This is a genomic window from Pseudoflavonifractor hominis (assembly GCF_014288125.1).
Taxonomy (GTDB): Bacteria; Bacillota; Clostridia; order Oscillospirales; family Oscillospiraceae; genus Pseudoflavonifractor_A; species Pseudoflavonifractor_A gallinarum.
The window spans coordinates 314,661-330,207 of the sequence record NZ_JACOPR010000001.1; the positions used below are offsets into that span (position 1 = coordinate 314,661).

Sequence of the window (15,547 nt, forward strand, 5' to 3'; positions counted from 1 at the left end):
ACCAAACGGGCGAACAAAAAATTTATTCCTCCGGCAAACGCCTCGGATGCTCCTCCACCAGGATGATGTCCTCTCCAAAGCGGCGCACGCTCTCCCAGGAGAAGAGCCGGTCCTCCCGCCGCCCCAGCAGGCCAAACAGCCGCAGGCGGCCCGGCACCACCAGGGCCCGGATCCGGCCGGTGTCCAGCTCTACCTCCACATCACCCACGAATCCGTACCGCGTCCCGTCGTTGATGCTGATGATCTCCTTGCACCGAAGGTCGGCAATACGCTGTTCCATTGAGATCCCTCCATTCGACGCGCGCTCTCCGCGCTTGTGCTGTCATCTTATGCGCGGGGCAGCTTGTACTATGAGGGATTCTGGAGGAATCTGCGGGGACGAAACAGGGCCCGGAAGGGAGCGCTTCTCCCCTCCGGGCCCTCCGGGTTTACAGGCGCACGGTGTCCCCCGCTTCCCAGAGGACCGCCACGGGGGGAAAGGACTCTCCCCACCGCTCCAGGCTGCGCACCACCAGCTTGCGCATGTGCAGCTTGTCGTCCTCCTGGAAGGGGATGTGGTCGATGACCACCCGGCGGGGCCGGACCCCCTCCAGCACCACGCTGCGTCCGGAGGGATTCGTGAGAAAGAGGGGATTCACCACCGCCGTATCCACCTCCACCCCGTCCAGCATGGTGGCGAAGTAGTCCCGGTCGTAGTTGGAGTCCCCCAGAAAGAGGATCTTCTTCCCGGCCAGGTCGAAGAGGAAGCACTCGTGCTCCACCTCCTCAAACTCCTCCGCGGCGTGGAGGGAGCGGAAGGCCGTCACCCGGATCCCGCTCACCAGCGGATAGGTCACGCTGCGGTACTCGGGAAGGCGCAGCTCCTGCACCGGCGCGGCCCGCTGGGTGAGCCAGCTGCGCAGGGCGGACACGTCCTCCCGGTCGATCCCCGGTCCCCCGTTCCCGGCGGGCAGGAAGAGCTTCTCCACCCGGTTTCCCTCCAGGAAGCGGATGGTCTCCCGGCCGGAAAAGTGGTCGATGTGCAGATGGGTATAAAAGAGCCAGCGGATCCCGTCCCAGGGGGGCGCGCCGGCCGCCAGTGCCGCCAGCGTCTCCGGGGCGACCGGGCTGAAATCGTGGGCGCGGCTGTCGTGGAGTCCGTCCACCAGCAGCTTTTCCCCCCGGAAGGTCAGAAGCACCCCTGCGTTGGCCGTGAGGCGGAGCTCCACCGGCTCCTCCCCCTCCCACCACTGCCGGGGCTCCGGCCGCGGGAGAGGCCCCTCCGGCGGCAGGTCCCGCTTGGACCGGACGGCTGCCATCAGCGGTATTCCCGCACCCGGAAGCGGCGGTCGGACACATGGCCCGCCCGGACAAAGACCGCGTCCTCGCCCATGAGCTGGCCCATCTTATCCTTCTGGCCGCCCAGCCAGACCTGATCCAGGTTGTGGTAGGCCTCCTCGCTCTCCCAGAAGTAGAGGGAGGTCACCTCCCCCTCGTGGTCCTTGCTCATCCAGGTCTCGGCTCCCAGGAAGCCGGCCCGGTGGGAGAGGGGCTCGGAGAAGATCTCCTGCTCCAGCTCCAGATAGCGCTCCACCTGTCCGGGGGCGATGCGGAACACCAGCTCCTCGATGAACTGGGGCTTGTCATAGACTTTGAGTTCCATGGTAATTCCTCCTTCAATGGTAGGCAAAGGCCCCTCCGCGCTGCTGCACGGAGGGGTGTCTCTGCCCAAATGCGCCGTTTTCCGGACGGAGCCTTATTTCTTTTTCTTGGCGGGGGCGCTGTGGATGCCGCGGCCCAGAGTCAGGGTCAGGGCCTCCTCAAAGGCCTCGGACAGGGTGGGATGGCCGTGCATGGTGTTGGCCACCTCTTCCACGGTGAACTCGCCGCGCATGGCCAGGGCCGCCTCGGTGAGCAGGTCGCTGGCGTTGGGGCCCACGATGTGGACGCCCAGGATGCGCTGCTTGTCCTTGGACACGATGACCTTGATCATGCCCTCGGCGTTGTTCATGGTGAGGGCCTTGCCGTTGCCGGAGAACTGGAACTTGCCCACTTCGTACTCCAGGCCCTTCTCCTTGACCTGCTCCTCGGACATGCCGACGCTGGCCACCTCGGGGAAGGTGAACACGGCGCTGGGCACCAGGTCATAGTCCACCCGGGCGTCCTCGCCGGCCATGCGCTCCACGCAGACCTTGCCCTCGTCGGAAGCCACGTGGGCCAGCATCACGCCGCCGATCACGTCGCCGATGGCGTAGATGCCCGGGACGTTGGTCTGGAAGTTCTCATCCACCTTGACGCCCTTGCGGTCGTAGGCGATGCCCAGGCCGTCCAGGTTCAGGCCCTCGATGTCCAGCTCACGGCCGGTGGAGACCAGCACCTCGTCGCAGGGCAGGCTGCTCTTGGTGCCGTCCTTGTCCACGGTGACGGAGAGGCCGGAGCCGCTCTTGCTGATCTCCTCCACCTTGGTGCCCACCATGAACTGGATGCCCTTCTTCTCCAGCAGCTTCTGGAGGCGGTCGGTGATCTCCTTGTCCATGTTGGGGATGATCTTGGGCATAAACTCCACGATGGTGACCTCGGCGCCGAAGGCCTTGTAGATGCCGGCAAACTCGATGCCGATGACGCCGCCGCCGATGATGACGATCTTACCGGGCACGTGGTCCATCTCCAGCGCCTCCTTGCTGGTGAGCACGCCGGGGTTGTCGATGCCCTTGATGGGAGGCTTGGAGGCCTTGGAGCCGGAGGCGATGAGGATGTTCTTGGTCTCCAGCACCTTGCCGTTCACGTCCACCTTGCCGGGGGCCAGGATCTTGGCGGCGCCCTTCACCAGCTCCACCTTGTTGGCCTTGAGCAGGAACTCCACGCCGCCGGACAGGGTCTTGACCACCTTGGCCTTGCGGGCCTGGACCTTCTTCATGTCGATGTCGTAGCCCTTGACCGAGATCCCGAACTCATCGGCGTGCATGATCTCGTCCACCACCTCGGCGTTCTTGTACAGGGCCTTGGTGGGGATACAGCCGTAGTTGAGGCAGGTGCCGCCGCAGGCGTCCTTCTCCACAATCGCAGTCTTCATGCCCAGCTGGGCCGCGCGGATGGCGGCCACATAGCCGCCGGGGCCGGCGCCGATGACAACCAGATCGTAATTCATGTTTCTTTCCTCCTAATTTTCATGAGGACAAATTCCGCGGGGCCTTCCCCGCCGGACGGTGTCCCGATGGCGCTGTGCGCCTTGGACGAATGGTTTCAGTTTAATACTTGTAGGCGGAGAGGTCGGTCTCCTGCTTGACGTTGTAGCGGATCTTCTGACGGGTAAAGAGGAAGTTGCTCTTGTGGGTACCCAGAGAGATGAGATCGGCGTGGGGGTGATCCAGGTGGCCGTAGGAGATGAAGGAGCCGGGGGTGGTGGTGCCGCCCACGAAGACCATGGAGTAGTTGATGAAGTACTCATCCAGCATCTGCTCCTTGAGCATGTAGGCGCAGTAAGAGGGAGACTCCACGCACAGCTTCTCCAGGCCCAGCTTCTTGAGGACATACATCATCACATGGCCGTCGGGGTTCTTGCCCTCGCCGGTGACGATGACGGGGACCACGTCGTAGTCCCGGTCCAGGGGAGCCAGCTCCGCCTTGTCCACATCCTCCTTGCAGGTGAAGGGGCCGTAGACCACGTGCTTGAGGGGGGACTTCTTCTGGATGTAGTCCAGTCCGTCGGGACCGGTGGCGATGACCATCTTCAGCTCCTCGGCGGGGTCGACGTCGAAGGTGTAGTGGTCGAAGGGGATGTCGGTGGCGTCAAAGGAGACCACCACGCTGACCGGCTGATGCTTCTTGCCCAGGTGCTCCCGGCGCTGACGGGTCAGGTCCTCGTCGTAGACGTGGCAGGTGATGCCGGGCTCCTTGGCCAGGGTGTTGGCGCCCACGATGATGCCGTCGGCATAGGAGCGCAGCACATTGAGCACCCAGAAGTCGCCCAGGGAGCCGTCGGGATCCAGGAAGTTGTTCTTGGCCACCAGGGGGCCGGAGGGATTGTCCTGATAGGCCATCTTACCATCGGAAGAGAGCACGATGGAGGAGAAGGTGTAAGGACGATCCGCGGGCGCCTTGGGGAAGTAGATGTCGGTATAGTAGTCGTGGACGTCGGGCAGGACCTCAGTCTCGGCGGAGTCGGCCTTGAAGGACTCCAGCAGCTTCTCGTCCCGGAAGACCACGTTGATCTTCAGATTTTCCTTCGGGGTCTGGAAAAAGAACAGCTTATTCATGGTTTTACTACCTCCCACCAGATCAAATGTGCATCAGGGGCATCTTCTGGCCCCACTGGACGTTGCCCAGGCCGGACTTCTCCACCAGCTTGGTGCCCAGACGCTGGGCCTCGCGGATGACCTTCTCCTCATCCACCGTGGTCATATGGCCGTTCTCCATGACCACCTTGCCGTCGATGACCACCGCCTTGATGTTGTCGGGGCTGCAGGCATAGGTCAGGGTGCTGACCGGATCATACACGGGGGCGGACCAGGGGCTCAGAGGATCGAAGAGGATGAAGTCGGCCTTCTTGCCGGCCTCCACGGAGCCCAGCTCGCTCTCCCGGCCCAGGGTGCGGGCGCCGCCCAGGGTGGCCAGCTCCAGCACGGTGGAGGCGGGCATCAGGGAGGGATTGCAGTGATGGACCTTCTGCATCAGGCTGGCCGCCTTGATGACCTCCAGCATATTCTGGGTGTCGTTGCTGGCCGAGCCGTCGCAGGCCAGGCTGACCGTGATGCCCTTCTCCAGCATCTCGGGGATGCGGGCCACGCCGGAGGCCAGAACCATGTTGGAGTTGGGGTTGTGGGAGACCTTCACGTCGTACTTCTTGAAGGTATCCAGGTCCTCGTCCTTCATATACACGCAGTGCACGGCGATGAAGTCGGGGCCCAGGACGCCCAGCTTCTCCAGGTGGGGGATGGTGTCCTCTCCGTACTGCTCACGGGAGAAAGCGTCGTCGTCGGGGGTCTCCACCAGGTGCATGGTGATGGGCATGTGCAGCTCGTTGGCGGTGCTGCGCATCTCCCGGAAGCCCTCGTCGGTGTGGTCCCAGATGATGCCGGGGGCCATGCACACGCTGATGCGGGAGTGGTTCTGATACTTGGTGTTCAGACGGCGCACGTCGTCGAAGAAGTCCCGCTCGGTCTCCACACGGGGGCAGGCGATCTCAGGCGGGAAGGAAGCCACGTTGGTGAAGGCGCGGCCCAGGACGCCGCGGATGCCGATGTCCTCAAAGGCCTGGGTCACGCAGTCGTCCAGCCCGGCGATGGGGTGGGCGTACATATAGTCCAGAATAGTGGTGGTGCCGGAGCGGATGCCCTCCATGCAGCCCAGCAGGGCGGCATAGTAGACGGTCTCCTCGTCGAAGTTGTGCAGGGCCACCCGCACAGAGCTGTTGAGCCAGTCGATGAGGAACTTGTCCCGGCCCAGACCCTTGAGCATGGTCTGGAAGAGATGGGAGTGGGTGCTGATAAAGCCGGGGAAGACATACTTGCCCGCGGCGTCAATAACTTTGTCGGCCTGATACTGCTCCAAAAGCGCATCGGTTCCAACCGCCAGGATCTTGTCTCCCTCCACCGCGATGCAGGCATTGGGAATCACTTCCCGCTTGGCATTCATGGTGATGAGGTAGGCATTTTTGATAATGAGGTCAATCTGCTTCATAGCCACGATCCTTTCCGTTTCGTATACATGCGGGGATGCCAATCTAAGCCGGATAGACAGCAGGCGGCCAACCGCAGTTTGGGTTGGCCGCCGCCGGTTCGGTTCAGTGAGCGGAAGTGCTCACGTCAATATCAGTGGGTGGTCGTCAGCCATTCCGTGGGGCGTGTCTTACAGCCACTTGAAGTCCTGCAGGCCGGTGATGACCTCCTGGAGGAAGCGGGCCGCGGGCGCGCCGTTGATGACACGGTGGTCGTGGGTCAGGCTCAGGTTCATGACGGAGCCGGGATAGAAGCCGCCGTCCTTCACCATCATCTTCTCCAGGATCGCGCCAACACCCAGGATGGCGCCCTCGGGAGCGTTGATGATGGGGGTGAAGTAGGTGATGCCGAACATGCCCAGGTTGGTGATGGTGATGGAGGCATTGCCCAGCTCATCGCTGTTGAGCTTGCCGGCCTTGGCGCGCTCGGTCAGATCGGCCAGCTCCAGGCAGATGGTGCGCAGGTCCTTCAGGTTGGCGTCCCGGATGACGGGCACGATCAGGCCGTCGGGGATGTCCACAGCGCAGCCGATGCTGATGCGGGCAGTGGTCTTGATGTGGTTGGCGTCGGCCACGGTCATGCGCATGGCGGGATGGTTCTCCAGAGCCTGGGCCACGGACTTGATGAGCATGGCGGTGTAGCTGAGCTTCACGCCGGCGTTCTTGTACTTGCCCTTGATGGACTTGTACACCTTCACCAGGTTGGTCACATCGGCCTCGGTGGCGATGGTGATCTGGGCGGAACCCTGGAGGGAGTTCATCATGCCCTTGCACACGGCGGACTGCATGGGAGTCATCTTGGTGATGACGTCACCCTCGGCGCAGGGCGCGGTGTTGTAGACCTGGGCGGGAGCGGCGGCAGGAGCCGGAGCGGCCGCGGGCGCGGGGGCCACAGGAGCCGCGGGGGCGGCCACAGGGGCGGGAGCCGCAGCGGGCGCGGGAGCGGCGGGAGCAGCCACCTCGGAGAGAGGCTTGCCGTACTTCTTCAGGTCGTCGATGGTGATCATGCCCAGCAGGCCGGTGCCCTTGATGTGGGCGTAGGCCAGGCCCTTCTCCTCGGCGATCTTCTTGGCGCGGGGGGTGATCTTCACATCCCCGGCGGGAGCGGCGGGCGCGGCGGCGGGAGCCGCAGCGGGGGCAGCGGCAGGAGCGGCCTCAGCGGCGGCAGGAGCCGCGGCGGGGGCGTCGCCGTCCACGGGCTCATCCATGCTGTCGGCGATGAGGCAGATGGTCTCGCCGCAGGGGATCTCGTCGTCCACCTGAGCGATGATCTTGCGGATCACGCCGTCGCAGGGAGCCTCGCCGGTGTTGGTGATCTTATCGGTGCTCACTTCCACCAGGGCGTCGCCCTTCTTCACGGAGTCGCCCTCTTTCACGAGCCACTCGCCGATGATGCCGGTCTCCATGGAGAGGCCGAACTTCGGCATACCGTATTTCGTAATCATTGTCGTATCCTCCCCTTAATATTCCATAACCTCGCGGATGGCCTTGACCACGTCGTCCTGCTGAGGCATGACGTAGTCCTCCAGATCCGGAGAGAAGGGCATGGGAGAATCCAGACCGGTCACGCGCTTGACGGGACCGCGCAGGTACTCGAACACGTCCTCATTGATCATAGCGGAAATCTCAGCAGCCCAGCCGCCGCACTTGACGCCCTCCTGGGCGATGACCAGACGGCCGGTCTTGGCGACGGACTTCTGGATGGTGTCCTTGTCGTAGGGGAAGACGGTGCGCAGGTCGATGATCTCGCAGCTGACGCCCTCCTTCTCCATCTCCTCGGCGGCCTTGTGGGCCTTGGCCAGCATGGTCTGGGTGGCCACGATGGTCACGTCGCTGCCCTCGCGCTCGATCTCGGCCTCGTAGAGGGGGATCTCGTACATCTCCTCGGGCACCTCGCCCTTGACGTTGTACAGAGCCTTGTGCTCCAGGAAGAGCACGGGGTTGTCGCTCTTGATGGCGGAGATCAGCAGGCCCTTGGCCTCATAGGGGGTGGTGGGGCACACGATGACCAGGCCGGGGGTGTTCATGAACCAGGACTCCACGCAGGCGGAGTGATGGTAGGCGCAGCGGATGCCGCCGCCCTGGGGGGCGCGGACGGTGATGCCGCAGTGGGCCTTGCCCTGATACATGTAGTTCAGCTTGGCGGCGTTGTTGGTGATCTGGTCAAAGCCGACGCCCAGGAAGTCAGCGAACATGATCTCGGGCACGGGCTTCAGGCCGCAGACGGCGGCGCCGCAGGACAGGCCCAGGATGGCGGACTCGGACAGAGCGGTGTCCTTGATGCGGTCAGGCCACTTGGCCCAGATGCCCTTGGTGATACCGAAGTCGCCGCCCATCTTGGCTACGTCTTCGCCCAGGACGAACACGCGCTCGTCCTGCTCCATGATCTGATGCAGGGCCTCGTTGATGGCCATGCCGTAAGAAAGCTTCTTTCCTCTGCTCATCTCGTCTCCACCTCTCTGTCAGCATAAGTGTAGGTCGTAGCGGTCTCGATGCCGGGATAGGGGCTCTCCAGAGAGAACTTCAGCATCTCCTGCACGTGCTCCTCTTCCTCGTCCTCGATCTTCTTGATGTCGGCCTCGGAGATGCCGCGCTCCAGCATGGTGTTGCGGCACAGCTTCACAGGATCGCGATCCTTCCAGGCCTGGACCTCCTCCTCGGGACGGTAGGCGGCGGGGTCGCCGGCGAAGTGGCCCTGCCAGCGGTAGGTGTCAAACTCCAGCAGAGTGGGGCCCTCACCCTTGCGGGCGCGCTCCACAGCGGCCTCGACGGCCTCCACGACGGCCTCGATGTCGTTGCCGTCCACGAAGAAGCTGGGCACCTCGTAGCCCTCGCCCCAGGTCTTCAGGCGCTTCTGGGGATGAGCCTCGGTGTACTTGGTGGAGATGGCGTACTGGTTGTTCACCAGGCAGTAGATGATGGGGAGCTTCCAGGTGGCGGCCATGTTCATGCTCTCATGGCAGGTGCCCTCACCCAGGGTGCCGTCGCCCATGAACACGGCGGTAACGGCGTCGGTGTGGTTGTAAACGGCGTTAAAAGCGGTGCCCAGGCAGGTGACCATGGTGGAACCCTGGATGCCGTTGAAGCCCATGTTGCCGCAGTCCAGGTCGTTGACGTGCATGGAGCCGCCGCGGCCGTGGTTGATGCCGGTGGCCTTGCCGAAGATCTCGGCCATGACCAGCTTGGGATCGGTGCCGCACAGGCAGATGGCGCCGTGTCCGCGGTGATCGGGGAACTTATAGTCGGTCTTCTTCAGGCAGTCCACCACGCCGGCCTGGCAGGCCTCCTGGCCGATGCTCAGGTGTACGAAGCCGGGGACGGTGCCGTTGGCGGCATAGGTCTCGATGACCTCCTCAAAGCGGCGGATCATGACCATGTCACGATACAGCTTCAATAATCTTTCATTCGAAAGTGCCATCTTGTTTCCTCCTATTTATTGAAATTAGTAGTATGTATCACAAACGGATTCACCTAAAAAATTTTAGGTGACGCGCTGAGATCCCTTAGTTCAGGAAGCTGCGCTCCAGCGCCTCGTAGTTGATCTCGCCGGCGCAGTAGGCCCGGCCGGTGTTCACGTTGTGGATCTGAATCTTGCCCACGGAATGGACATCGTGGTCCACATAGAAGAAGTCGCAGCCGGCATCCTTGAACACGTCCTCGAAGAGCTCGCCGTAGTTGGGGGAAGAGGTCTTGCCCGCCAGCTGGTGGATGACCTTGGCGATGTCCTTGTCCTCGGCGTCCACCCACACCTCGATCTCGCTGCCGTAGATGAGGGCGTCGTTGATGCGGCCCATGGTCTTGAGCTCATCCTTCACCACCGGGGCGATGGGGGCCTTACCGCGGATCATGACGATCTGGGCGGGGTCAAAGTGCTTCTCGAACATCTTGTGGCAGGTCTGCTCCAGCATCCGGGCGGAGACCTGGATGGAGGCGGCCACACAGGTGCTGGGAGACATCAGGATGTAGGTGTCCTCCGGCTTGACATGGCAGGCGTTGGCCACTTCCAGGGCGATCTCATTGGAGGGATACTTCACATCCTGGATGCACAGGACCGCCTTGTCGTAGTCGTCCTTGTAGTCGGTCATCTCAAAGTACCAGTCGGAGGCCACGTGGGCGATGCCGCGGGCGGGACCGGAACCGATGGTGGCGAACTCGCCCTCTCCCAGCTTCCAGCCGGCGATCTGAGAGCCCAGGCAGGCGATGAGGGGCTGCTCGATAAAGACATTGACGGCGGCAAAGCTGTACTGGTCATTCAGCTTGAAATCACTCAGGCTGACCACGCCCAGGTCTCCGATGCATGCCCGGGTGAAGAGGACGCCGGCCTGCCAGCTACCCCGGCAGTTGAGGCCCAGGTCGATGACGGTGGCGCCGCAGTCCAGCTTGACCACCTTGCAGCCCAGAGCTTCCGCGTTCTCCAGCAGCTCCTCCACCACTTTCATGGCGCGCTGATTCGTACTGACCATCTTGTTTTACCTTCTTTCTGTCTTATTTTTTATTCCGTTCTTATGCTTTCTTTCCGAATACGTCGATGGCGGCGCCCATGATGGGAGCGGCGGCATCGGAAGCCAGGAAGCAGACCACCTTGGACACCTCGTCCACCTGGAGCATCTCGTCCAGCTTGACGGTGACGGCGGGGTCGCTGTCGATGCGCTCCCGGGTGTGCTCGGTATTGGTCATGCCCAGATAGATGGCGTTGACGTTGATGTTGTAGTTCTTGACCTCCTCCGAGAGGATCTGCGTCAGGGAGACGATGCCGCCCTTGGAGGCCGCGTAAGCCCCGAAGCCGGGGAAGAACAGCTTGGCGCCCGACGAGCTGATGTTGATGATCTTGCCGTAGCGCCGCTCCACCATGCCGGGGAGCACTGCCTTGATGCAGTAGAAGGTACCATTCAGATTGGAATTGATGTGTTTGTCCCACTCCTCCATGCTGGTGTCCAGCACCGAGAGGGAGCGGTGATACGCGGCGTTGTTCACCAGGATGTCCACGCCGCCCACTTCAGCGAAGATGCGCTCAAAGCTGGCCTTCACCTGGTCCCGGTCGCCCACGTCGCAGCCCAGGGCCAGCGCCCAGCCGCCCTCGGCCTTGATCTCCTCGGCCACCTTCTCCACCTTGGAGAGGGTCCGGCCCAGCAGGACCACCTTGGCACCCTGGCGGGCAAAGTCCTTGGCAAAGCCTGCACCCAGGCCCTGTCCGGCGCCGGTAACGACGGCAACCTTTCCTTCAAATTCCATGGTATCAGCTCCATTTCCATTCATTTGGGGCGTCTCGGAAGGGAGACGGAACCCTCCGTCCCTCTTCCGAAACGCCTCGAAATCGAGGCGTTTCGATGCTGCTTACTGGGGAAGACCCGCAAGCACCACCTCTTTGCGCAGAGGCAGGTCATGGTAGTCGCCCTCCACCGCGTTGGATACCGCGTTGGCAATGGCGGCCGGTGCGGGGACCACGGAGCACTCGCCGATGCTCTTGCCTCCGTAGGGGCCGGTCTCCTCCGGTTTATCCACAAAGCCGATCCGAATGGGCGGCATTTCGGTGGACGTAAAGATGTGATAGGTGCGGAAGGTGCCGTTCTTTACCTTGCCCTTCTCGTCCCGGTCGATGCTCTCGCACAGCGCATAGCCCAGGCCCATCTGGATGGCGCCCTCGATCTGGCCCTCCACCGACATGGGGTTCAGGGGGGTGCCCACATCGTGGACCGCCACATAGTCCAGCACCTTGACCTCGCCGGTCTCGGTGTCCACCTGGGTCTTGACGAAGTGGGCGCCGTAGGAGACCGCCATGGCCTGGCTGGCGAAGGTCTCGGCCACCACCAGATCCCGCTGGTTCTTGTGGTGGGCGTGGTGGGCCAGGTCCGCCATGCTGGCGGAGCGGTCGGGGTAGTTCAGGCTCCAGGCCCGTCCGTCGTGGAACACGATCCGGTCGGGATCCTCGGGCAGCACGTCGGCCGCCTCCTCCAGGAGCATCTTCTTCAGGCTGTTGGCCGCCTTCACCGCCGCCGCGCCGCTGACGTAGGTGCCGCGGCTGGAGTAGTTGCCCAGATCCCACAGGGTGGCGTCGGTATCGGCCTGGATGTACTCGATGTCGGTCATGGGGATGCCCAGGACCTCGGCCACCAGCTGGCCCTGGAGGGAGACCGAGCCGTTGCCCATATCGCAGCAGCCGCTGGAGAGGATCACGGTGCCGTCCTCATTCATCCGCAGGATGATGCCGGTGGTGTCGGGATGGACGCCGAACACGCCGTTGCCGTGGGCGGCCACTGCCATGCCCACGCCGATGCGGTAGCGTCCGTTCTCCTTGCGGGAGGCCTCCTGCTCTTCCAGGGCCTTCTTCCAGTTGAAGATCTCAGCGCCCTTTTCCACACAGGCCTTGGCATAGGTGTTGCCCAGAGGCGTGTTGTTGCGCAGGTCCATGCCCAGCTCCCCCTTCAGGTTCTTGAGGAGGAACTCGGTCAGGTCCATGCCCAGCTCTTTGGCGATCTTGTTGAACTGCCGCTGCTGGGCGAAGAACAGCTGGGGCGAACCGAAGCCGCGCATGGCCGCGCCGCAGGTGCAGTTGGTATAGACCTCGGTGGCCTTGAAGCGGATGTTGGGGGTGTCCATGATCCGGAAGGCCTTGCCGCCCATGGCCCAGGCCACGCTGGAGGTGCCGCCGGCGAAGGCGCCGGCATTGATGACCACGTTGAAGTCCTGGGCCACGACGGTGCCGTCCTTCTTCACGCCGGTCTTGAGGTAAACGATCATCTGATGGCGGCTGTGGGAAGAGGGAATGTCCTCCCGCCGGGTGTAGACCAGGCGCACCGGGCGGCCCGTCTTGATGGACAGGAGCGCTGCCACGTGCTCCACGATCATGTCGATCTTGCCGCCGAAGCCGCCGCCGATGGCGGAGGCCACCACACGGACCCGGCTCATCTTCAGTCCGAACAGCCGGGAGAGGTTGACCCGCACCGCGAAGGCGTCCTGAGAGGGAGACCAGACGGTGAGCTTGCCGTTGGCGTCGTAAGAGGCCAGGGCCGCATGGGTCTCGATGGCGCTGTGGTGGATGGCGGGCAGGCTGTACCGGTCCTCAAAGACCAGGTCGGCCTCCTTCATGCCGGCGTCCACATCGCCCTGGTTCAGGTTGACCACCTCGGCGATGTTGCCGCCCTCGTGGATGGGATAGGCGTCCTCCTTCATGGCCTCTTCCGGGTCGATGTAGAAGGGCAGCTCCTCATACTCTACCTTAATCAGTTTGAGAGCCTTCTCCGCGATCTGCACGGTGTCGGCGGCCACAGCGGCCACCTTGTCGCCCACATAGCGGACCACCTGGTCAAAGATGCGCTCGTTCTTGCTCTCGTCGATGTTCTCGCCGCAGCAGTTGAAGGGAATGTCGGGGGCGTTCTTGTAGCACACCACCGCACGCACGCCGGGCAGGGCTTCCGCCTCGCTGGTGTCGATGCTCTTGATCCGGGCGTGAGCCACGGGGCTGAAGAGCACCTTGGCGTGCAGCATGTGGGGCATCTTCATATCGGCTACGTACTTGAGCTGACCGGTGACCTTGACCTGTGCGTCCCGCACGGGGAGGCGGCTTCCAATCATTCCGTTGGTAGGAGTTTCACAGCTCATATGTTTTGCGTCCTTTCCTGTATCCTCGTTAAGCGTTGCGCATGCGCTCGGCGGCCAGCCGGATGGCCTCCACGATCTTCACATACCCGGTGCAGCGGCACAGGTTGTTAGAGATCGCGGCGCGGATCTCCTCCTCAGAGGGATCCAGGTTCTTGTCCAGCAGAGCCTTGGCCGACATCACCATGCCCGGCGTGCAGTAACCGCACTGGACCGCGCCGGCATCGATGAACGCCTGCTGGATGGGATGGAGCTCCGGACCGTTGGACAGGCCCTCGATGGTCCAGATGTCCTTGCCCACGGCCTTAGGGGCCAGCACCAGGCAGGAGTTGACCGCCTCGCCGTCGATGATCACCTTACAGGCACCACAGTCGCCGGTGTTGCATCCACATTTGGCGCCGGTCAGGTCCAGGACCTCACGCAGAACATAGAGCAGCGTCCAGTTTTTCTCCACCTGGACCGACTTGACTTCTCCGTTGATTTTCAGTTCAATGGATTCCATAGTTACCCGTTCTCCTTCATAAGTCTTATTAATGGTTCCCTGGCCCTATTATACCGAATCTCATCGGAAATGTCACGCAGTCTTCATATCTCTTTCGCCTGTTTTTTTGAAAAAAACAACCAAACTTCAGGGTCTGTTTTTGGCAGATCGGGCAAGGGCGGTTTCCCGCCCCTGTCCCGCCCGCCGGAACCGGTACAAAATGCTTACTTCTTGCCGCTCTTCTGGGTCTGGGTGGCCACTTTGGCCTCGGCCTCAGCCTCCAGACGGGCGTTCTCGGCGGCCTGCTTGGCCTCGAACTCCTTGTCCGCCTTGCTGCGGGGCAGGATGATGTTGAGGACCAGAGCGGTCATGGCGGTGCCGGGGATGCCGGTGATGAGGGTCAGCACGGTGGAGGGCAGGAAGCTCAGGCTGGCGGAAGCGGCGCTGCCGCCGATGCCCACCACGATGGCCATGGCCAGGATGGTGATGTCACGCTTGCTCATACGGCTCATGCCGATCACGCGGATACCGGAGGCCGCGATGGTACCGAAGGAAACGAAGAGCACGCCGCCCAGGACGGGGTAGGGAGTCAGAGCCAGGACCTGCGCGAACTTGGGGAAGAAGGCCAGGATGCCGATGATGATGCCGCCGGCCAGGGTGACGAAGCGGCTGCCCACACCGGTCATGGTGATGATGCCCACGTTGGGGGAGCCGGAGATCACGGGCAGGCCGTTGAACAGGGCGGCGAAGATGCTGCCCAGGCCGTCGCCGCTGACGGCGCGCATGAGCTCTTTCTTGGTGGGCAGGCGGTCCTCCACGCCGGAGACCACGCCGGTGGTGTCGCCGATGTTCTCCATGACGGTAGCGATGTGCACGATGCACAGGGTGATGATGGCGCTGAAGTTAAAGCCGAAGCCGAAGTTCACGGGCTTGGGCAGAGCCAGCCAGGAGGCGGTGCCCACGGCGGAGAAGTCCACCAGGCCCAGCACCACGCACAGGACGTAGCCCACGACGATGGCGATCAGGATGGAGCAGGACTGGACGAAGCCCTTGGTGAAGGAGTCCAGCACCAGAGTGAGAACCAGAGTAAAGAGAGCGATGCCCACGAAGAACCAGATCTGAGGCTCATTGGCGGGATCCGCGGAGTTGTTGACCATGTAGCTGAAGGCGCTGCCCATCAGGCACATACCGACGGCCAGCACGGCGCTGCCGGTCACCACGGGGGAGAAGAAGCGATGCAGATACTTGACCGCCAGAGGGCCGAGCACGGTCAGCGCGATGGCCGCCACAAAGGAGGATCCGAACACCGTGCCGATGGACATATCCTTGGAGAGAGCCACCATGGGAGCGATCAGGGTGTAGCTGCCGCCGGTGACGATGGGAAGACGGGCGCCCAGAGGGCCGATGCCTACCGACTGGATGATGGTGGCCACGGCACAGATGAGCATGGCACACTGGACGACCAGGGCGGTATCCTGGCTGTTCATGCCCATGCCGGTCGCCAGCATCAGTGCGCCGGACAGCGTGCCTGCGAAAGCGGAGAGCACGTGCTGGAACGCAAGGGGAATGGTCTTTACAAGGGTTGGCTTGTCGTTGATTCCATACTTGAGGTTTTCCATCTCGAATCCACCTTCTTTTGGATTTACAGAACGCCGAGAGACAGGATATATAACACCTTATTTCATATCTTCCGCAATAACACTCATTTCACTGGGGTTCCCGGCTGGGGGGCACCGCGTCTGAATCATCTCTCCTTGGTCGTTTGTAGTACTAAT

General features: G+C 62.6%; 14 protein-coding genes. All 14 read right to left on the minus strand.

The window, feature by feature from the left end; translation table 11 throughout:
- Positions 1–22: 22 nt before the first annotated feature.
- Positions 23–280, minus strand: coding sequence for a YlmC/YmxH family sporulation protein (locus tag H8S34_RS01520; protein WP_101693603.1), 258 nt, complete (start codon positions 278–280; stop codon positions 23–25).
- Between the two features lie 148 nt (positions 281–428).
- A complete protein-coding gene (locus H8S34_RS01525) occupies positions 429–1,298 on the minus strand; it encodes an MBL fold metallo-hydrolase (protein WP_186962854.1) in 870 nt (289 codons plus the stop codon).
- Positions 1,298–1,642, minus strand: coding sequence for a TIGR03792 family protein (locus H8S34_RS01530; RefSeq protein WP_186962855.1), 345 nt, complete (start codon positions 1,640–1,642; stop codon positions 1,298–1,300). Before H8S34_RS01530 ends, H8S34_RS01525 begins: the two co-directional genes overlap by 1 nt.
- 93 nt (positions 1,643–1,735) lie before the next feature.
- Positions 1,736–3,127, minus strand: coding sequence for a dihydrolipoyl dehydrogenase (gene lpdA / locus H8S34_RS01535; RefSeq protein WP_101693606.1), 1,392 nt, complete (start codon positions 3,125–3,127; stop codon positions 1,736–1,738).
- 100 nt (positions 3,128–3,227) lie between these two features.
- Complete coding sequence (locus H8S34_RS01540; RefSeq protein WP_101693607.1) at positions 3,228–4,235, minus strand: dihydrofolate reductase family protein; 1,008 nt, start codon at positions 4,233–4,235, stop codon at positions 3,228–3,230.
- A 22-nt stretch (positions 4,236–4,257) separates the two neighbouring features.
- On the minus strand, positions 4,258–5,658 hold the full coding sequence (locus H8S34_RS01545; protein WP_101693608.1) for an amidohydrolase family protein: 1,401 nt from the start codon (positions 5,656–5,658) through the stop codon (positions 4,258–4,260).
- 168 nt (positions 5,659–5,826) lie between these two features.
- Positions 5,827–7,140: a dihydrolipoamide acetyltransferase family protein gene (locus tag H8S34_RS01550; protein WP_186962856.1), complete on the minus strand. Its 1,314-nt coding sequence runs from the start codon at positions 7,138–7,140 to the stop codon at positions 5,827–5,829.
- Positions 7,141–7,155: 15 nt separating this feature from the next.
- On the minus strand, positions 7,156–8,139 hold the full coding sequence (locus H8S34_RS01555; RefSeq protein WP_101693610.1) for an alpha-ketoacid dehydrogenase subunit beta: 984 nt from the start codon (positions 8,137–8,139) through the stop codon (positions 7,156–7,158).
- Complete coding sequence (locus H8S34_RS01560) at positions 8,136–9,089, minus strand: thiamine pyrophosphate-dependent dehydrogenase E1 component subunit alpha (protein WP_243207872.1); 954 nt, start codon at positions 9,087–9,089, stop codon at positions 8,136–8,138. Before H8S34_RS01560 ends, H8S34_RS01555 begins: the two co-directional genes overlap by 4 nt.
- A gap of 109 nt (positions 9,090–9,198) precedes the next feature.
- Entirely contained in the window at positions 9,199–10,158 is a 960-nt protein-coding gene (gene mch / locus H8S34_RS01565; RefSeq protein ID WP_101693612.1) for a methenyltetrahydromethanopterin cyclohydrolase, read from the minus strand.
- A 40-nt stretch (positions 10,159–10,198) separates the two neighbouring features.
- Positions 10,199–10,927 carry an SDR family NAD(P)-dependent oxidoreductase gene (locus tag H8S34_RS01570; RefSeq protein WP_101694009.1) on the minus strand — a complete coding sequence of 243 codons (729 nt, stop codon included), beginning with the start codon at positions 10,925–10,927 and terminating at the stop codon, positions 10,199–10,201.
- Positions 10,928–11,029: 102 nt separating this feature from the next.
- A complete protein-coding gene (locus H8S34_RS01575) occupies positions 11,030–13,294 on the minus strand; it encodes a xanthine dehydrogenase family protein molybdopterin-binding subunit (RefSeq protein ID WP_186962857.1) in 2,265 nt (754 codons plus the stop codon).
- 28 nt (positions 13,295–13,322) lie between these two features.
- Positions 13,323–13,793 carry a (2Fe-2S)-binding protein gene (locus tag H8S34_RS01580; protein WP_101693614.1) on the minus strand — a complete coding sequence of 157 codons (471 nt, stop codon included), beginning with the start codon at positions 13,791–13,793 and terminating at the stop codon, positions 13,323–13,325.
- 203 nt (positions 13,794–13,996) lie between these two features.
- Entirely contained in the window at positions 13,997–15,391 is a 1,395-nt protein-coding gene (locus H8S34_RS01585) for a uracil-xanthine permease family protein (protein ID WP_101693615.1), read from the minus strand.
- Positions 15,392–15,547 lie beyond the last annotated feature (156 nt).